Raw genomic sequence first — 16,205 nt, 5'->3', positions numbered from 1 at the left:
GCGGCGGGAGGGTCAGCTCTGGCTGCCCGCCTCCACGATCGCCTTGAGGATCACCGAGTGGATCTGCGAAGGGTCGTTGACCTGGTGGCCCGAGCCGCCGGTCGCCTTGGCGATCTGCTCGATCTCCTCCTTGTCGGCGTCCGGGCCCACCGCGATCGCGATCAGCGGTACCGGACGCTGCGGGTCGGTGAGCTTCTGCAGTTCGGCGACGAGGCTGGAGCGCGAGATGCTGCCCGGGTCCTGGTTGACGCCGTCGGTCAGCAGGACCAGCGCGTTGAACTTGCCCTTCACGTACGAGGAGGTGGCCGCCTTGTACGCGGCCAGCGTGGTGTCGTACAGGCCGGTCGCCCCGCCGGGGACGGGCGTCAGGGCGCTGAAGGCCGCCGACAACTTGTCCCGCTGGGTGCCGGCACCCTTGCTGTCGCCGAGCCGCTCGGTCGGCACGAGCACGCGGTAGTCCTTGTCGCCGTCGAGTTTCGTGGCGAACTTCCACAGCCCGATCTCGTCCTCGGGTGTGAAGGTGGCGAGGGCCTGCAGCAGGGACGCCTTGGTGACGTCCATGCGGGACTGGTCGGTGCCGGGTACCGGCTCGGACATGGACGCGGAAGCGTCCACGACCGTGGTGATCCGGGCGCTCTGCACCGTGATCGTCCACATGCCGAGCGCCTCCTGGAGAGCCTTCGCCGACGTGGGTTCGGCCGAGGCCTGGGCGTACGGCTGCGGGGAGCGGCCGCCGGCCTCGGTGACCAGCCCGTCCGAAGGGTTCTCGTCGTTCGTGCGGAAGCCGTGCTCCTCCAGCATCTTCTGCGGCTCCGACTCGCCCAGCAGCGTCATGAACCGCAGGGCGGCGCGACTCTCGTCTGTGCTCATCCGCTCCTCGTCGACCAGGGTGAACGGGTAGTCGAGCTGGGGCGATCCGTCCTTGGGGTAGAAGAGGTCGAGTCCGTCGCCGTCGTCGGCGGAGGAGTTGTACGTGAACGCCGCCTGCTCGGACAGGATCAGCGCCTGGTTGCGCTTCGGGTTGCCCTGCTCGGCGCCGGACGAGTCACGGGGGAGCGTGTCCAGGACCTGGCTGTCGCTGTCGGAGGTGCGCTGCGAGAGGGCTTTCGCCATCGCGGCCGCCTGGGTGTCCCCTCCCTTGGTCCGCGCCGCGGCGGTGCTGAGCTGCGTCAGCGCGAGCAGGCCAGTCGCGCTGCGCGTCGGGTCGGCCGCGCCGAGCTTGAGCTGATCGCTCGTCATGGTGGCGCCGGCCAACTCGGTCCAGGTGTACGTCTTGTCCGGCCACCCCAGCGTCTTCGCGGCCGACGGGACCATGGCGACGCCGACCGGTGAGTACGCGACGTTGCCCGCGTTGGTCACCTTGGTCGCGGTGCTGTCCGCGGTGAGGCGCTGCACCCAGATGTCGGAGTCCGGTACCCACACCTGGACGTCGGACTGCTTGTCCGACCTCAGCGAGTCGGCGAACTTGTACGACTCGCGCGCGGTCACGCTGACGTCGAGGCAGCGGCCGTCGGAGGTGATGTTGTGCTTGCGGGCGTGGTCGGCGGTGGCCCTGAGCGCGGGCGCCACATCCGGCGACGCGGCGACCTCGAGGTGGACGGCGTCGTCCTGGCAGGAGGTGCCGAAGGAGAGCAGGCCACCGCGGACCGCGGCCGCCGTGCCCGCCGCGACGGTGAGCACGAGCACCGTCGCGATGGCCACATTGCGGCGGCGCGCGCGAGGTCGGGGGTCGGCGGCGCCCGCCCCGTACTCGTCGGGCAAGCTGTGACGTCCCATGACGGTGGTGCCCCTCCCTGTTGAGCCCTGAGCCGTGAGACAGCCGTAAGACAGACAAAGGGGAGGTACGCCCCGTACGGCGTCCGTCCCCCAACGGCCTGTCGCGCACGATCTTCGTAACTTCTTTCGAGACCCTAGCGGGGCGAAGATGGGGATGAGGCGGGATTACTCAACTGGAGGCGGGAGTGCAGGTGGAGGCGGGGTCGGTGGCCGATTCTTTTCCGAAGGAGGTGCTGACACGACGGATTCTCCGGGACGAGACGCTGCTCGTCCTGGCGCTCTCGCTCGGTGCGAGCGGGGTGTCCGCGCTGATCAGCTTTGTCGGATCGGTCACCAAACCGGGGGGTCTCAAGGACCAGGCGGCCACCCTGAACGCCTCGGCCGCGCCAGGGCGACCCTGGCTTGATCTGGCCTGGCAGTTGTTCGGCATCGCGTCGGCTCTGGTGCCGGTCGCGCTGGTCGCGCACCTCCTGCTGAGGGAGGGCGTGGGGCTGCGAGTGATCGGTTTCGACCGTACGCGCCCCTGGCCGGACCTCGGGCGCGGGGCGGCGATCGCGTCGGTGATCGGCAGCACGGGCATCGCCTTCTATCTGGCGGCCCGGGGGCTCGGCTTCAACCTCACCGTGGTGCCGGAGGCGCTGCCCGATGTGTGGTGGAAGTACCCGGTGCTGATCCTCTCGGCCGTGCAGAACGCCGTGCTGGAGGAGGTCATCGTCGTCGGGTATCTGCTGCGCCGGCTCGGCCAGTTGGGCTGGACGCCGGGCACCGCGCTGATGGCGAGCGCGGTGTTGCGCGGCTCGTACCACCTCTACCAGGGCATCGGCGGCTTCGTCGGCAACATGGCGATGGGTGTGGTCTTCGCCTATCTGTACCGGCGTTGGGGCCGGGTCGGGCCGCTCGTGGTGGCGCACTCGTTGCTCGACATCGGGGCGTTCGTGGGGTACGCGCTGCTGGCGGGGAAGGTGGGGTGGCTGCCGACGGCGTGAGCGGGGCCTTGAGGGGCGTACGAGATTGCCGTACGCCCCCTTCGTGTGCCGTGCCCCGACTTTCGTGAGCCGCTACGCGAGCAGCTCGCCCTCGATGACCGTGACCGCGTGGCCCGTGAGGAGGGTGCGGTCGCCGCGCAGTTCGGTACGGACGAGGCCGGAGCGCGGGGAGGCCTGGAGGCCGGTGAGACCGGGGCGGCCGAGGCGCTCGGACCAATAGGGGGCGAGGGCCGTGTGGGCGCTGCCGGTGACCGGGTCCTCGTCGATGCCGACGTTCGGGAAGAAGCAGCGGGAGACGAAGTCGTAGCCCCGGGAAGGGTCTTCGGCGCGGGCTGTCGCGATGATGCCGCGCGTGGAGTACCGGGCGAGCGCCTTGTGGTCCGGGGCGAGGCCCAGGACCGTCTTCTCGTCGGCGACTTCGATCACCAGGTCGCCGAGGTTCGGCCCGGTGTCGAAGGCGGTGAGGGGCTCCGTGCCCAGCGCCTCGGCGACGCCGTCCGGGACCTCGACCGGGGTGAGGGGCGCGGTCGGGAAGTCCAGCGTGATCGAACCGTCCGCGTGGGGCGTGGCGATGAGCACGCCGCTGAGCGTGGCGAACCGTACGGGTCCCTCGTGGGCGCCCGTGGCGTGCAGGACGTGCGCGGTCGCCAGCGTCGCGTGCCCGCACATCGCGACCTCGGTGGCGGGGGTGAACCAGCGCAGCGCCCAGTCGGCCTCGCCGCCCTCGGGAAGCCGCCGGGCGAACGCCGTCTCGGCGTGGTTGACCTCCAGGGCCACGTTCTGGAGCCAGGCGTCGTCGGGGAAGGTGTCGAGGAGGAGGACCCCGGCCGGGTTACCGGCGAAGGGGCGGTCGGTGAAGGCGTCGACGATACGAATCCGCATGGGCCGAAGCTAGCTGTCACGTGGAGTGGCGGGCCAAGGCCAATTCGGGGGAGGTGGACCGATTGCAGCCTTACTCGGGCCGACTTTCAGCCGCCAGCAATCGCACCAGGGCGGCGACAGCGGCGTCCGCGTCCGGGGTGACCAGTTCGAGTACCGGGTCGGGGGTTCCGAGCAACTGCCCGCTCCACACGCGGAAGGCCGGGTTGTCGTCCGGGCCGCCCTTCTCGAAGGAGATGGCCCCAGGCAGGATCCCGGCGGCTGCTTCTGCGGACACCCAGAAATCGGGGTCAGCCGCGAACCTCAGGTAGTTGTGACTGGTGAACGGGTACCACCGGCTCAGCTCGCTCGCCCGCGCGGCCACCACCAGTTCCTCCTCCACCGGTGGCACCCAGGATTCGTGGCTGCGGACCCAGGCGTCCGCGAGACGGGCGCCCTCGGTCATCCAGTCCCAGGCGTCGTCCAGCGGCCACGTGCCGTTGTGTCCCATGCCCCGAGTCTGATGCACGCGTCCGGACCTGCTGTCCTGTCTCAGCGAAGTTCGACCAGTCTCAGTGAAGTTTGACCGTCGCTTCCAGTCAGGCCGGATGCAGCACCGCCGTGGCAATCTCACGCACGCGGTCCAGTGTGATCCCGGTGCGCTGTTCGACGGCGAGGGGGTGGTCGGTGGGCTCCAGCTCGATGAAGGGCCGCTTGCCGACCGGCCGCGTGTGGGCGTTGGTCTTCAGGTTGATGGTGCCCTCGGAGTAGAGCGCGAGCTCGGTGCTGAGCCAGCCGAAGTACGGCTTCTCGGCCTCGCGGCCCTCCGTGTTCCACACCTCAAGGGCACGGGCGAAGTTTTCCTTGCTCAGAGAGACCCAGACGCCCCAGGAGAAGACGTCCTGGCTGCCGATCACAGGTATCTCGATCAAGCCCCTGATGAAGAAGTGCTGGCCCTTGATCACGCACTGGTCGGACGACAACATGCTGTCCGGATCACTCTCGAAGCCGGGATCCCAGACGTCAGGGGCCATGGTCGAGTAGCTCATGGGGAGCTCTGCGTGGTGGTCGCCGCAGCATGAGCACGTGAAACCGAGATCGTTAGACATGGCGCGAGCCTAGCGAGCACCCGAACAGGGGTTTCCCCGGGCCGTCCAACAGCCGCTGATGGCACGCTGCCGCCATCATCCAGGCCCGGCTCGCCGGTCCCGTCCGGTGAAACTTCGATGAGACGAACAGGCCGGTCGTCAATCTTCAGTGAGACCGGTGCATCTTCGCTGAGACAGGTCACCTGCCCAGATCCTGGGGGTTGCCATCCGAACGCTTCCGATATATCGTTGACGCATCGCGACCGATCAACGATGGAATGGAGTGATTGCGATGCGTTCCCGTGGAGAAGACTTCGGATACGAACACGGACATGGACACCACGGCGGACCCGGTCCTCGTGGTCGGGGCGGCTTCGAGGGGCGGCGTGGGGCTTTCGGGCCCTTCGGGCCGGGTGGACCCGGTGGCCCCGGCTTCGGTGGACCCGGCTTCGGCCCGGGCCCCTGGGGCGGGCGTGGCGGTCGGGGCGGGCCCCGGGGGAGGGCGCGGCGCGGCGACGTGCGCGCGTCGATCCTGGCTCTGCTCAAGGACCGGCCCATGCATGGTTACGAGATGATCCAGGAGATCGCCGAGCGCAGCGGCGGGGCGTGGAAGCCCAGCCCGGGTTCGGTGTACCCGACCCTTCAGCTGCTGGAGGACGAGGGCCTGATCACCAGCGCGGCCGAGGGCGGCAAGAAGCTGTTCTCGCTCACCGAGTCCGGCCGCAGCGCGGCCGACGAGGGTCCCGACGCGCCTTGGGAAGAGGCCGGGCGCGGGGTCGACTGGGAGACGCTGCACGAGATCCGGCAGGCCGGCTTCGGCCTCATGGAGGCCTTCGGCCAGGTCTGGAAGACCGGCAGCAAGGACCAGCGCGACAAGGCGGTGGCGGTCATCAACGAAGCCCGCAAGAAGCTGTACCTGATCCTCGCCGACGAGGACTGACGGCGTGCTGTGGTACCTGACGGCGCCCCGCGGAAGTGTTTCCGCGGGGCGCCTTTCCGCGTACGGGTGCGGCGCGCTGGGCTCAGGCCACCAGTCCGGCCAGCTTGCGCAGCGACTCGTTGAGGGCGGCCGTCGCCGAGTCCTTGAGCTTGCCGGCCATCAGGGAGACGGCCGCGCCGGTGAACTCCCCGTCGATCCGCACAGTCGTGGCGTCGCCGTCGGGGGTCAGGGTGTAGCGGGTGGCGACGTTCACCGCCATCGGGCCCTTGCCGCGGATGGCCAGGGTGCGGGCCGTCTCCAGCTCCTCGATGGTCCAGTTGACCTCGGCCGGGAAGCCCATGAGCTTCATGTTCTCCTCGAAGGTGCCGCCGACCTCGAGTGACGCGGGGCCGCCCTTCGGGAAACTGGTGTGGGTCGAGTTCCACTCGCCGTACGAGGAGAAGTCCGTGAGCTGCGCCCAGACCTTCTCGGCGGGTGCCTCGATACGTGCCTCCGCGCTGACTTCGGCCATGCGACCACCCCTTCGTGTCGGGCGCTGCGCCCGGCGCAGCTACGGTGTCGCGGAACGTAGCCGCAGGCCCTGGAACATTCAATACTGATGAACCGTCAGGAATTGTGGAGGGTCGAACAGGGGCCTCGCAGAGTGGCGTCGAGCAGAGTCGTCGAACGGTGGAGTCGAACGGGCGCGCGGTCGCGGGCGGTCAGCCCACCCGTCGTATCACCGCCGTGTCGAACAGGTCCCACGCCCGCGGGTGGGGACCCTCGTCGTGACAGTGCCATGCCTCCCAGAACAGGTCGGCGAGCAGCGCGTCCTCGGGGGCGTACACCCGGTATACGTACTGCCTGCCGTCGACCGCCGGCAGCGCCACCAGCCAGCACCTGCTCTCCATGTTCCGAGGGACGAGCGCCGGAGCGGCACGGTTGCGTGCGGGGCGCGAAGCAAGGCGGCGCGCGCCCCAGGGGGAAATCGGCGCGAAGTCATCCGTAAGGAGGAGAACCCGCTCATGGATGCCCACCCTGTGTCGGACGCGAAAATGCTGCCCGCCGCGGATGACCCGGCTCGAAGAGACTGATGGGGTAGGGGTTGTGCCATCCCGTATTCCCCAGCAGTCCGCCGCCGAGAGCGGCTCGAACCGTACGGACATCGATGTCGGGCTCAGTGCCGAGCTGACGTCGGTGGTCTCCGGTGCGCGCAGGAGGGCGCTGCGGGACGGGGACCGGCAGATCGACACCGCCCATCTGCTGCACTCGCTGCTGGAGTCCGACCCGGAGGTGCGCGCGGTCTTCGACGGCGGGCAGCAGGTCGCCCGACTGCTCGGCTATCTCGTGCAGCGCAGCATCGGATACGGACTGCGCTGGCAGAGCACCGTCGAGGACTCCGGCGCCGTGCGGGTGGTGACCGGGGCGGGCTGGTCCCCGGTGGCGGCAGGCGCCATGGAGGACGCGTACGAGCGCGCCGTGCTGCGGGGCGACGAACAAGCCAGCGGTCTCGATCTCCTCGCGGCGCTCGTCGCCGATCCCCAGTCGCGGGCCGTCGAGGTCCTCGGGCGTGCGGGAGCCGACGCGCGAGTGGTGCTGCGGCGGATCGAGGCGGGCTTGGAGGAGTGCGTCGGCGGGGGCGACGCCGACTGCTGAGCGCGGTGGCGGGCCGGCCGCCGAGTCCCAGTCATTGAGACAGGTGTCATTGGGGATGACGCTCATGTCGTCGCCTGTCATCATGTGCCGGTGCATACGTCTCAGGGCAGTCAGGGCAACCGCGGAAGGGGCGTCGGCCTGGGCCTCGCGCTCGCGTCGGCGGTGGCCTTCGGCGGATCGGGTGTCGCGGCCAAGCCGCTGATCGAAGCGGGGCTCGACCCGCTCCACGTGGTGTGGCTGCGCGTCACGGGCGCCGCGCTGGTGATGCTGCCGCTGGCCGTACGCCACCGGGCGCTGGTGCGCCGCCGCCCCGCGCTGCTCGCCGGCTTCGGACTGCTCGGCGTGGCCGGTGTCCAGGCCTTCTACTTCGCCGCGATCTCCCGTGTCCCCGTCGGCGTCGCCCTGCTCGTCGAGTACCTCGCGCCCGCGCTCGTGCTCGGCTGGGTGCGCTTCGTGCAGCGCCGGCCCGTGACGCGCGCCGCGGCCCTCGGGGTCGTCCTCGCGGTCGGCGGACTCGCCTGCGTGGTCCAGGTGCGGTCCGGGCTGAGCTTCGACGTCGTCGGACTGCTGCTCGCACTGGGCGCCGCCTGCTGCCAGGTCGGCTACTTCGTCCTGTCCGACCAGGGCAGCGACGCCGGCGACGAGGCACCGGACCCGCTCGGCGTGATCGCGTACGGGCTGCTCGGCGGCACGCTCGTACTGACCGTCGTCGCGCGCCCCTGGACCATGGACTGGTCCGTGCTCGGCGGCAGCGCGGACATGAACGGGACGTCCGTGCCCGCCGCGCTGCTCCTCGGCTGGATCGTGCTGATCGCGACCGTTGTCGCCTACGTCACCGGAGTGGTCTCCGTGCGCCGGCTCTCCCCGCAGGTCGCGGGCGTCGTGGCCTGTCTCGAAGCGGTGATCGCGACCGTCCTCGCCTGGGTGCTGCTCGGCGAACACCTCTCGGCACCGCAGATCATCGGCGGTTCGGTGGTGCTGCTCGGCGCGCTCATCGCGCAGTCGTCGGCGCCCGCGAAGCCCTCGGACGGGCCGGTCGCCAGCGGCGGGAGCGACGCCGAAAGGGAGTTGTCGGCCCAGGGGACCGCCGCCTAGGGTGCTGATCATGCCTTCGACGCTCGTTCTTCCGCCTCCGGCCGCCTGAGGCGGGCCCTCCGGAATCCACGCCCGGCCCGGTGCCGGGCGGAACGGTGCTGCCCGCAGAAGAAGTCCGAGGACCTTTCCGTACGCCCCTGCCCTCGCGGCATGGGCGGCGACGTGGTCCCTTCCTGAACTTCTGCGTATCTGCGGAGAGAACACGTGTCGAATGCTGCTTCAGGCCTGCCCATCGGGCGAGGCCTCCTCTATCTGATCGTCGCCGGTGCCGCCTGGGGCACCGCGGGTGCGGCCGCGTCGCTGGTCTACCGGGCCAGCGACATGGGACCGATCGCCCTCTCCTTCTGGCGCTGCGCCGGCGGACTCGTGCTGCTGCTCGCCGTACGGCTACGGCGGCGTCGGCGGGTCGCGCCCGCCGTCCGGGAGCCGCTCGGCCGCAAGGCCCTGCGGATCGGCGTCACGGGCCTTGGGCTCGCCGTCTTCCAGACCGCCTACTTCGCCGCCGTCGAGGCGACCGGCCTCGCGGTGGCAACCGTCGTCACGCTGGGCGCCGGGCCCGTGCTCATCGCGCTCGGCGCGCGGCTGACCATGGGGGAGCGGCTCGGGCAAGGCGGGACCGCCGCCGTCGCCGGGGCACTCGCCGGGCTCGGGGTGCTGGTGCTGGGCAGCGGGGGTGCGACGGTGCGCCCCGGGGGCGTCGTGCTCGCGGTCGTGTCCGCGGCCGGGTACTCGACGATGACGCTGCTCACCCGGTGGTGGGGCCGCGACGGCCGAGCCGACGGGTCCGGCGCGACGGTGTGGATGTTCGCCGTCACCACCGTCTGCCTGCTGCCGCTCGGCCTGGCCGAGGGTCTGGTCCCGCACGCTGCCCAACCGGTGCACGTCCTGGCCCTGTTGGCGTACATCGCCGCCATTCCCACCGCGCTGGCCTACGCCCTGTTCTTTGCGGGTGCCGCTGCCGTCCGTGCCGCGACCGTCTCCGTGATCATGCTCCTGGAGCCGGTGAGCGCGGCAGCACTGGCCGTCGGGCTGCTGGGCGAACGACTCACCGTGGCGACCATCGCGGGCACCTTGCTGATGCTGGGCTCGGTCGCGGGGCTCGCAGTGGCGGAGACGCGGGGCGTGAGGGTCGGTGGGCACGCGGAGCCCGAGGAGGAAGCGGTGCTCGTCTGAGGCGTGGGGCGCGGGCTCGCTCGGGCCTGCGCCCCCCCAGATCCCCCGTATCGGCCTGAAACGGCCTGGTCCTCAAATGCCGGACGGGCTGAAAATCAGCCCCGCCTTCGCATCTGATGCTCCCGAGCCGCAGCGTCCCCCGGTCCGCCCCGCGCGGCCAGCCCGGCCGCGATCCGCTCCTGAACCTCCTCCGGTTTGTGGCTCGCGTACTTGAACTTCGCCCGTACGTCGGTCACTTCGAGGCGGAGGCCGCGGATGCCGGAGAGGAGACGGCCGTACGGAGCCTCGCCGACGGCGGCGGTCGCGGAGCCGCCGTCCGGCTGGAAGTGGCCGACCTGGCGGTTCAGCAGATCGGCCTTCTCCTCCGGATCGTCCACGAGGTGGGCGGTGCAGCGGAGTTGGACGGCCGTGTAGAAGCTCGTCGGCGTGCCGTGCTCGGGCGGCGCGTCCGGCGGGGCCTGCCAGGGGCCGGGGATGAAGGTGTAGTCGTCCACCACGCTCAGCAGCACGACCGGGTTCGCTTCGAGCGCGGGCCACAGCGGGTTCGGGCGCGCCAAGTGGGTCAGAGCCTCTCCCCGTTCGGCGTCGTACGCGAAGTGCAGTGGCTGCACGTGCGGCGGCTCGCCGGGCAGGGCGTTCACCGCGAGCTGCCCGAAGTCGTGGGTGGCGAGCCACCGCTGCCACTCGGCCTCGTCGCGGGGCGCGTCCCAGGGGTGGATCAGCATCAGAGGGTCGTCAGGTAGTCGGGGAGTTCGATGCCGGGGGCCAGGTCGTCGGCCGGGATCGGGGCGCCGTACCCCTTGGCCAGCGGGAGGACTCCGGTCCAGTGGGGGAGCGAGAGGTCCTCGGGCTCGTCGTTCGGGCCGCCGGTGCGCAGCTTCGCGGAGACCTCGTCCAGGTCGAGGCTGATCACGGCGGTGGCCGCCAGTTCCTTGGCGTTGGCGGGGCGCGAGTCGTAGGAGCGGCCGGGGACGACGTGGTCGACCAGTGCGTCGAGGGCCGTGCGCTTCTCGTCCGGGTCCGTCACCTGGTGGGCGATGCCGTGGACCACCACGGAGCGGTAGTTGATCGAGTGGTGGAAGGCCGAGCGGGCCAGCACCAGGCCGTCGACATGGGTCACGGTCAGGCAGACCGGCAGCCCGGGATCGGCCTGGCCCGTCATCCGCAGCGGGCGCGAGCCCGTCGAGCCGTGCACGTAGAGGCGCCGGCCGACCCGCCCGTAGAGAGTGGGGAGGACGACCGGGGCGCCGTCGCGGACGAAGCCGAGGTGGCAGACGTATCCCTCGTCGAGTATCGCGTGCACCAGCTCGTGGTCGTACGCGGCGCGGTCCTTGGAACGGGTGGGGACGGTGCGGTCGGTCGGGGTGTAGGCAGCGGGCCGCGTCGTCCCGGGCCGGGTGCTCGTCTCCTGCGTCGTCTCCGCCATCGCGTTCTCCATTGCTTTCCGTATTGCACTAGTGCATAATCTGGTTTGTGCTAGGAGAGTATCGGATCGAAGGGCGTCGCGCAGCCGAGATTGCCGCGAGCGTCGAGCGTGCGGTGGGGTCGGGAGACCTGGAGCCGGGTCAACTGCTGCCGCCGATGCGGGAGTTGGCCGAGCGCCTCGGGGTGAATCCCAATACCGTCGCGGCCGCCTATCGGACCCTGCGCGAGCGGGGGGTCATCGAGACCGCGGGCCGCCGCGGCAGCCGGGTGCGCTCGAAGCCCGCCACCACGGGGCGCGAGTACATCCGGGTCGAGGTGCCGGACGGGGTGCGGGACGTGGCCGACGGCAACCCCGACCGCGGACTGCTGCCCGGTCTCGCCGAGCCGTTCGCGGCGGCCGCCGAGCGGTCGGACCGCGAGGCCGTGATGTACGGGGCGGCGGCTGTCGAACCGGAGCTCGCCCGGCTCGCGCGCGCCGACCTGGACGCGGACGGGGTACCCGGCGGGCCCGTCGTCGTCACCTCCGGATCGCTCGACGCCATCGAGCGCGTGCTCGCGGTCCATCTCAAACCCGGGGACGCCGTCGCCGTCGAGGACCCCGGCTGGGGCAGCCTGCTCGATCTCGCCCCCGCACTCGGGCTGCGCACGGTCGGTGTCGGTGTCGATGATGAGGGCCCGCTTCCCGACGACGTACGCCGTGCGCTGGAGGCCGGAGCGCGGGCCCTGATCGTCACGGACCGGGCACAGAACCCGACCGGCGCCGCGGTGAGCGCCACGCGCGCGCGTGCCCTGCGTTCCGTGCTCGCGGAGTACCCGGAGACCCTGCTCATCGAGGACGACCACGGGCATCGGATCGTCGACCTGCCCCTGCACCCGCTGGCCGGGGTGACGCGCAACTGGGCCTTCGTGCGCTCCGTCGCCAAGGCGTACGGCCCCGACCTGCGGCTCGCCGTCCTCACCGGGGACCCCGTCACCGTCGACCGTGTGCACGGTCGGCAGCGGCTGGGGCCCGGCTGGGTGAGCCATCTGCTCCAGCGGGCCGTCGTCCATCTGTGGGCCGGCGGCGCGGTGGACGCCAAGGCCGTGGCGGCGGCGTACGGACGACGCCGCGACGCGCTGATCGACGCCCTCAAGGAGCGGGGCATCGAGGCGTACGGGCGCAGCGGGATGAACGTGTGGATCCCCGTCCCGGACGAGACAGGGGCGGTTGCGCGGTTGCTGCACTCCGGCTGGGCGGTCGCGCCCGGGGCGCGCTTCCGGATGAGCGCGCCTCCCGGGATCCGGATCACCGTCTCGACCCTGACCCCGGACGACATCGAGCCGCTGGCGGACGCCGTCGCGTCGGCCGTGGGCCCGGCGCCCGCGCGCCGTTACATGTGACCCGGCTCGTGCGCTGTCCGGCGTCAGCCGGCCCGTACGCCGCTATGCGCGGGTCATCGGCGCGGCTTGGCCTGGGTGAGCGCCGCGCCGGCGAGGACGATCACCGCGCCGACCGGAGTCGACCAGGTCAGCGACTCGCCGAGGATCGCGACGCCCGCCGCGGTGGCTATCACCGGGATGAAGTACGTGACCATCTGGGCCGTCGTCGGGCCGACCTCGGCGACGATGCCGTACTGGAGGAGCATGGCCAGGCCCGTGCCGAGGGCTCCCAGGGCGACGATCGCGAGCAGCGGGACCACCGGGAAGTGGCTTGGCATGGTGGTGAACAGCGGGGTGACGAGGGCCAGTTGGGTGGTGGCGAGCAGCAGCTGGGCGCCGGTCATCGACAGGTGCGAGTGGCCGGTGCCGGCCAGCGTGCGGCGGACGTAGATCCAGCCGATCGGGTAGCTCAGCGAGGCCAGCAGGGCCATCGCCGTGCCCGTGGCGTCCAGGCCGTGGAAGCCCTGCCAGACGCCGAGGACCGTCAGGACGCCCAGGAAGCCGATGCCGAGACCCGCCACCCTGCGCCGGGTCGGCCGGTCCTCGGAGAGGGCGACCAGGGACAGGGCCATGCCCCACAACGGCGAGGTCGCGTTGCAGATGCCCGCGAGCGTGGACGGGATCGTCAGCTCGGAGTAGGCGAAGAGCGAGAACGGCAGCGCGTTGAGCAGGAAGGCCGCGACCGCGAGATGCCCCCAGGTCCGGGCCCCGCGCGGCAGCCGCTCCCGCTTCACCGCCATAGCCGCCGCGAGCACTGCCGTCCCGAACAGCAGCCGCCCGAAGGTGACTTGGAACGGCGCGTAGCTCTCCGTGCCGACCTTGATGAGCAGGAAGCTGAAACCCCAGATCAGGGAGAGGACGCCGAAGCGGATCCGCCAGTCGAGGGAGGTGCGGCGGCGGGGGATCGTGGCGGTCGGGGTGTCGGTTCGGGGAGTGGTCACGGCGCTCATGGACACCACGATGAGGCAGAGTGATCTCGTAGCACAAGCGAGATTTTTCAAGCAGTATCTCGTAGCATTGCTTATATGTTGAATCTGGAGCGCCTGCGCACCCTCGACGCCCTCGCCCGGCACGGCTCGGTGAGCGGCGCTGCCGAGGGACTGCACGTCACGACGTCGGCCGTCTCCCAGCAGATGTCCAAGCTGGAGCGCGAGGTGGGGCAGCAGCTGCTTGCCAAGAACGGGCGGGGCGTGCGCCTCACCGACGCCGGGAGACTGCTCGCCGAGCATGCCGCCCGCATCCTCTCCCAGGTCGAGCTCGCGCAGTCCGACCTGGAGGCGCAGCGCGGTCAGGTGGTGGGTGAGCTGCGGCTTTCGGCGTTCCCCACCGCCGCGCGCGGGCTGTTTCCGGCCGCGCTCGCCGCTCTCCGCGCCGACCACCCCGGGCTGCGGGTGCGCTCCAGCGAGCTGGAACCGGAGGCCGGCGTCGCCGGGGTGGTGCGCGGCGATCTCGACCTGGCGGTCGTGCTCGACTGGTACAACAAGCCGATGCCGCTGCCCGACGGCCTCGTGAAGGCGGCGATCCTCGACGACCCGGCCGATGTGGCGATGCCGGTCGGGCACCGGCACGCGGACCGTGCGGAGGTGGACCTCGGCGACTTCGCCGACGACGAGTGGATCACCTGGGGCGAGGGCGAGTTCTGCCACGAGTGGCTGATGTTCACGCTGCGCTCCAAGGGCATCGAACCGCATATCGGCCATCGCGCGGCGGAGACGCACACCCAGCTCGGCCTGGTCGCCGCGGGGCTCGGCGTGTGCGTGGCCCCCCTCCTCGGCCGCAATCCGATGCCCGAGGGAGTCGTCACCGTGCCGGTGCGGCAGCGTGTGCGCCGCCATGTGTACGTCGTGTGGCGGGCCGACGCCGACCGCCGGCCGTCGATCAGGGCGGCGGTGGACGCCTTGCGCAGGGCCGGGGAGGCCGTCAAGTGAGCCGGACGGAAGTGATCTGCACGGACGTGATCTGCATGGAAGTGATCTGCATGGAAGTGAGCTGCACGGAAGCGAGTTGCGCCGACGTCAGTCGCGTCGAAGTGGGCTATAGGGGCGGCAGTTTCCGGAAGTCCCACGAAGCGATCGCTTCCGGCGTCAGCCGCGCCCACGCGTGGCGGCCGTCGTGCGGCATCTCCTCCAGGCCGAAGTTCTTGCGCGCGAACAGGGTCTCCGGGACGTCGAGTTCGGCGCACAGTTCCCCGGTGCGGGGGACCTCGCCCACGAACTCCACGGTGCCGGACAGCTCGACGCCCCGCAGCTCCCCGTACTCCTCGCCGGAGTCGATCACCACGGCGATCCGCGGGTCGCGGCGCAGCTCCGTCCAGCGCTTGCTGCGCACCACGGAGTACAGCCACAGCGAGGTCCCGTCCCAGGCGAACCAGAGGGCGCTCACATGCGGGGCGCCGTCCTTCGACACCGTCGCGACGCGGCAGGTGCGCTGGGTGGTGAGGAACTCGTCCAGTTCGCCGGGAGTCATCATGATCTTCCGGCCTCTGCGCTGAGTGACGGCCATGTGGTCCCCTCTTCTTCTGCGTCGGCCTTCGTCCGGGCCGACAGAGATCTTCTGACATCGCGTCAGAAAAGCATGGGCCGTCTTCCGTCCCCACGCAATGGTCGTTACGCTCGCCCGCTCCGACCTCCGACAACAAGGGGAGCCATGCCGTCGTACGAACAGCTCAGCGAACTCCTCGCGCCCGCCACCACGGTGCTGCTCACCGTCGAGTGCCAGCAGGGTGTCGTGGGCCGGGACAGCGCGCTGCCCGAACTGGCCAAGGAGGCGCGGTCCTCGGGTGCGCTCGCCAATGTCGCCCGGCTGGTGGCCGCCGCGCACGAGAGCGGGGTGCAGGTGATCCACGCGATCGCCGAGCGGCGCCCGGACGGCCGGGGCGCCAACCACAACGCCCGGTTGTTCCGCGCGGCCGAGCGGCTGCCCGTGCAGCAGCTGACGGGAACCACGGCCGTGCGGGTCGCGCCACCCATCGAGGTCGCCGAGGAGGACTTCGTCGTACGCCGGCTGCACGGCCTTTCGCCGATCGCGGGCACCGACGTAGACCCGCTGCTGCGCAACCTGGGCTGCCGCACCCTCGTGGTGACCGGTGTCTCGGCCAACGTGGCCATCCCCAATGCCGTGTTCGATGCCGTCAACCGCGGCTACACCGCCGTGGTGCCCGCGGACGCCATCGCGGGGGTGCCCTCCGACTACACCCCCGCGATGATCCGCAACACGCTCGCCCTGGTCGCCACCATCACGGCGACCGACGACGTGCTGGCCTGCTTCAAGCGACCGCGCCGCTGAACTCCCCCGGGGTCACGCGAGCTTGATCGATTCCCCGCTCACGGTGATGTTCTCGGCGGGCAGCGCCTGGGTCGCGGGGCCCTTCTTCACGCTGCCGTCGGTGACGGAGAACTCGCTCTTGTGGCACGGGCAGGTGATCACCCCGTTGCTGATACCCGACACCGCGCAGCCCTGGTGAGTGCACTTGGACGAGAACGCCTTGAAGGTGCCCGCGGTGGGCTGCGTGACCACCACGCCCTGGTCCTTGAAGATCTTGCCGCCGCCCTCGGGGATGTCGGAGGTCTTGGCGATTTCGGTTCCGGCGGCGGCACCCTGTGCCGTGGACGAGCCCGAAGACGACTTGTCGTCCGATCCGCACGCGGTCAGCGCGACGGCGAGTCCCGCCGCGCCGACCGCCGCCACGACGGTGCGGCGTGCCGGTGCCGGAACGGGGTGAAGCGATTCGCTGGTCATGCCGACTTTCCCTTCAACGGACGTGATGCTGATCTGTAGAGAAGTACGCTCCGGCCGTGTGCCCTGTTCAGG

General features: G+C 70.9%; 19 protein-coding genes. 8 read left to right on the top strand and 11 right to left on the bottom strand.

Annotated elements, in window-relative coordinates; all coding sequences use genetic code 11:
- Nucleotides 1-12 precede the first annotated feature (12 nt).
- Complete coding sequence (locus tag AB5J50_RS08910; protein WP_369256538.1) at nucleotides 13-1,776, bottom strand: substrate-binding and VWA domain-containing protein; 1,764 nt, start codon at nucleotides 1,774-1,776, stop codon at nucleotides 13-15.
- 185 nt (nucleotides 1,777-1,961) lie between these two features.
- On the opposite strand from AB5J50_RS08910, the gene AB5J50_RS08905 reads away from it, so the two are divergent.
- On the top strand, nucleotides 1,962-2,762 hold the full coding sequence (locus AB5J50_RS08905) for a type II CAAX endopeptidase family protein (RefSeq protein WP_327427128.1): 801 nt from the start codon (nucleotides 1,962-1,964) through the stop codon (nucleotides 2,760-2,762).
- Between the two features lie 72 nt (nucleotides 2,763-2,834).
- On the opposite strand, the gene AB5J50_RS08900 is transcribed toward AB5J50_RS08905, so the two are convergent.
- The 3 genes from AB5J50_RS08900 to AB5J50_RS08890 all read right to left on the bottom strand — a co-directional run bounded on the left by AB5J50_RS08900 (nucleotide 2,835) and on the right by AB5J50_RS08890 (nucleotide 4,669).
- The gene (locus tag AB5J50_RS08900) at nucleotides 2,835-3,644 is read right to left on the bottom strand and encodes a PhzF family phenazine biosynthesis protein (protein WP_369256536.1); all 810 of its coding nucleotides are present in this window, start codon (nucleotides 3,642-3,644) and stop codon (nucleotides 2,835-2,837) included.
- A 70-nt stretch (nucleotides 3,645-3,714) separates the two neighbouring features.
- Nucleotides 3,715-4,131, bottom strand: a complete 417-nt coding sequence (locus AB5J50_RS08895) for a hypothetical protein (RefSeq protein ID WP_369256534.1) — start codon at nucleotides 4,129-4,131, stop codon at nucleotides 3,715-3,717.
- Between the two features lie 88 nt (nucleotides 4,132-4,219).
- Nucleotides 4,220-4,669, bottom strand: coding sequence for a DUF2199 domain-containing protein (locus AB5J50_RS08890; RefSeq protein ID WP_369256532.1), 450 nt, complete (start codon nucleotides 4,667-4,669; stop codon nucleotides 4,220-4,222).
- A gap of 331 nt (nucleotides 4,670-5,000) precedes the next feature.
- On the opposite strand from AB5J50_RS08890, the gene AB5J50_RS08885 reads away from it, so the two are divergent.
- Complete coding sequence (locus tag AB5J50_RS08885; RefSeq protein ID WP_327427125.1) at nucleotides 5,001-5,648, top strand: PadR family transcriptional regulator; 648 nt, start codon at nucleotides 5,001-5,003, stop codon at nucleotides 5,646-5,648.
- An 82-nt stretch (nucleotides 5,649-5,730) separates the two neighbouring features.
- Here AB5J50_RS08885 and AB5J50_RS08880 read toward each other — a convergent pair whose 3' ends face one another.
- Both AB5J50_RS08880 and AB5J50_RS08875 read right to left on the bottom strand, forming a co-directional pair.
- Entirely contained in the window at nucleotides 5,731-6,159 is a 429-nt protein-coding gene (locus tag AB5J50_RS08880; protein WP_327427124.1) for an SRPBCC family protein, read from the bottom strand.
- Between the two features lie 190 nt (nucleotides 6,160-6,349).
- The gene (locus AB5J50_RS08875) at nucleotides 6,350-6,538 is read right to left on the bottom strand and encodes a hypothetical protein (protein WP_369256530.1); all 189 of its coding nucleotides are present in this window, start codon (nucleotides 6,536-6,538) and stop codon (nucleotides 6,350-6,352) included.
- A 160-nt stretch (nucleotides 6,539-6,698) separates the two neighbouring features.
- Here AB5J50_RS08875 and AB5J50_RS08870 point away from each other — a divergent pair, with 160 nt between their 5' ends.
- The 3 genes from AB5J50_RS08870 (at nucleotide 6,699) to AB5J50_RS08860 (ending at nucleotide 9,551) form a co-directional block, all read left to right on the top strand.
- Nucleotides 6,699-7,283 carry a Clp protease N-terminal domain-containing protein gene (locus tag AB5J50_RS08870; RefSeq protein ID WP_369256528.1) on the top strand — a complete coding sequence of 195 codons (585 nt, stop codon included), beginning with the start codon at nucleotides 6,699-6,701 and terminating at the stop codon, nucleotides 7,281-7,283.
- An 84-nt stretch (nucleotides 7,284-7,367) separates the two neighbouring features.
- Nucleotides 7,368-8,378 carry a DMT family transporter gene (locus AB5J50_RS08865; protein WP_369256526.1) on the top strand — a complete coding sequence of 337 codons (1,011 nt, stop codon included), beginning with the start codon at nucleotides 7,368-7,370 and terminating at the stop codon, nucleotides 8,376-8,378.
- A 204-nt stretch (nucleotides 8,379-8,582) separates the two neighbouring features.
- Nucleotides 8,583-9,551, top strand: a complete 969-nt coding sequence (locus AB5J50_RS08860; protein ID WP_369256524.1) for a DMT family transporter — start codon at nucleotides 8,583-8,585, stop codon at nucleotides 9,549-9,551.
- Nucleotides 9,552-9,646: 95 nt separating this feature from the next.
- On the opposite strand, the gene AB5J50_RS08855 is transcribed toward AB5J50_RS08860, so the two are convergent.
- Nucleotides 9,647-10,276: an FMN-binding negative transcriptional regulator gene (locus AB5J50_RS08855; RefSeq protein ID WP_369256522.1), complete on the bottom strand. Its 630-nt coding sequence runs from the start codon at nucleotides 10,274-10,276 to the stop codon at nucleotides 9,647-9,649.
- Nucleotides 10,276-10,977 carry a pyridoxamine 5'-phosphate oxidase family protein gene (locus AB5J50_RS08850; protein WP_369256520.1) on the bottom strand — a complete coding sequence of 234 codons (702 nt, stop codon included), beginning with the start codon at nucleotides 10,975-10,977 and terminating at the stop codon, nucleotides 10,276-10,278. The genes AB5J50_RS08855 and AB5J50_RS08850 overlap by 1 nt, the downstream gene beginning before the upstream one ends.
- Before the next feature lie 47 nt (nucleotides 10,978-11,024).
- Here AB5J50_RS08850 and AB5J50_RS08845 point away from each other — a divergent pair, with 47 nt between their 5' ends.
- Nucleotides 11,025-12,356: an aminotransferase class I/II-fold pyridoxal phosphate-dependent enzyme gene (locus AB5J50_RS08845; RefSeq protein ID WP_369256518.1), complete on the top strand. Its 1,332-nt coding sequence runs from the start codon at nucleotides 11,025-11,027 to the stop codon at nucleotides 12,354-12,356.
- A gap of 53 nt (nucleotides 12,357-12,409) precedes the next feature.
- Here the strand turns inward: AB5J50_RS08845 and AB5J50_RS08840 are convergent, their stop codons facing one another.
- Complete coding sequence (locus AB5J50_RS08840) at nucleotides 12,410-13,345, bottom strand: DMT family transporter (protein WP_369256516.1); 936 nt, start codon at nucleotides 13,343-13,345, stop codon at nucleotides 12,410-12,412.
- 75 nt (nucleotides 13,346-13,420) lie between these two features.
- On the opposite strand from AB5J50_RS08840, the gene AB5J50_RS08835 reads away from it, so the two are divergent.
- Nucleotides 13,421-14,323, top strand: coding sequence for a LysR family transcriptional regulator (locus AB5J50_RS08835; RefSeq protein ID WP_330303050.1), 903 nt, complete (start codon nucleotides 13,421-13,423; stop codon nucleotides 14,321-14,323).
- A 106-nt stretch (nucleotides 14,324-14,429) separates the two neighbouring features.
- Here the strand turns inward: AB5J50_RS08835 and AB5J50_RS08830 are convergent, their stop codons facing one another.
- Entirely contained in the window at nucleotides 14,430-14,897 is a 468-nt protein-coding gene (locus AB5J50_RS08830) for a pyridoxamine 5'-phosphate oxidase family protein (protein ID WP_327427114.1), read from the bottom strand.
- 144 nt (nucleotides 14,898-15,041) lie between these two features.
- Here AB5J50_RS08830 and AB5J50_RS08825 point away from each other — a divergent pair, with 144 nt between their 5' ends.
- Complete coding sequence (locus AB5J50_RS08825) at nucleotides 15,042-15,680, top strand: cysteine hydrolase (protein WP_369256513.1); 639 nt, start codon at nucleotides 15,042-15,044, stop codon at nucleotides 15,678-15,680.
- A gap of 12 nt (nucleotides 15,681-15,692) precedes the next feature.
- On the opposite strand, the gene AB5J50_RS08820 is transcribed toward AB5J50_RS08825, so the two are convergent.
- Entirely contained in the window at nucleotides 15,693-16,133 is a 441-nt protein-coding gene (locus AB5J50_RS08820; RefSeq protein WP_327427112.1) for a Rieske (2Fe-2S) protein, read from the bottom strand.
- Between the last annotated feature and the right edge of the window lie 72 nt (nucleotides 16,134-16,205).

The organism is Streptomyces sp. R35 (assembly GCF_041053035.1).
GTDB lineage: Bacteria > Actinomycetota > Actinomycetes > Streptomycetales > Streptomycetaceae > Streptomyces > Streptomyces lutosisoli.
Note: the sequence above shows the minus strand (reverse complement) of the source record. Positions and strands in the feature narration are given on the sequence as shown.

Excerpts from the sequence above, each read along its gene's own strand:
- AB5J50_RS08830 (WP_327427114.1), bottom strand. The coding sequence starts at position 14,897 with ATGGCCGTCACTCAGCGCAGAGGCCGGAAGATCATGATGACTCCCGGC.
- AB5J50_RS08835 (WP_330303050.1), top strand. The coding sequence starts at position 13,421 with ATGTTGAATCTGGAGCGCCTGCGCACCCTCGACGCCCTCGCCCGGCAC.
- AB5J50_RS08870 (WP_369256528.1), top strand. The coding sequence starts at position 6,699 with ATGACCCGGCTCGAAGAGACTGATGGGGTAGGGGTTGTGCCATCCCGT.
- AB5J50_RS08895 (WP_369256534.1), bottom strand. The coding sequence starts at position 4,131 with ATGGGACACAACGGCACGTGGCCGCTGGACGACGCCTGGGACTGGATG.
- AB5J50_RS08820 (WP_327427112.1), bottom strand. The coding sequence starts at position 16,133 with ATGACCAGCGAATCGCTTCACCCCGTTCCGGCACCGGCACGCCGCACC.
- AB5J50_RS08855 (WP_369256522.1), bottom strand. The coding sequence starts at position 10,276 with ATGCTGATCCACCCCTGGGACGCGCCCCGCGACGAGGCCGAGTGGCAG.
- AB5J50_RS08840 (WP_369256516.1), bottom strand. The coding sequence starts at position 13,345 with ATGAGCGCCGTGACCACTCCCCGAACCGACACCCCGACCGCCACGATC.
- AB5J50_RS08890 (WP_369256532.1), bottom strand. The coding sequence starts at position 4,669 with ATGAGCTACTCGACCATGGCCCCTGACGTCTGGGATCCCGGCTTCGAG.
- AB5J50_RS08900 (WP_369256536.1), bottom strand. The coding sequence starts at position 3,644 with ATGCGGATTCGTATCGTCGACGCCTTCACCGACCGCCCCTTCGCCGGT.
- AB5J50_RS08885 (WP_327427125.1), top strand. The coding sequence starts at position 5,001 with ATGCGTTCCCGTGGAGAAGACTTCGGATACGAACACGGACATGGACAC.
- AB5J50_RS08825 (WP_369256513.1), top strand. The coding sequence starts at position 15,042 with ATGCCGTCGTACGAACAGCTCAGCGAACTCCTCGCGCCCGCCACCACG.
- AB5J50_RS08850 (WP_369256520.1), bottom strand. The coding sequence starts at position 10,977 with ATGGCGGAGACGACGCAGGAGACGAGCACCCGGCCCGGGACGACGCGG.
- AB5J50_RS08875 (WP_369256530.1), bottom strand. The coding sequence starts at position 6,538 with ATGGAGAGCAGGTGCTGGCTGGTGGCGCTGCCGGCGGTCGACGGCAGG.
- AB5J50_RS08910 (WP_369256538.1), bottom strand. The coding sequence starts at position 1,776 with ATGGGACGTCACAGCTTGCCCGACGAGTACGGGGCGGGCGCCGCCGAC.
- AB5J50_RS08880 (WP_327427124.1), bottom strand. The coding sequence starts at position 6,159 with ATGGCCGAAGTCAGCGCGGAGGCACGTATCGAGGCACCCGCCGAGAAG.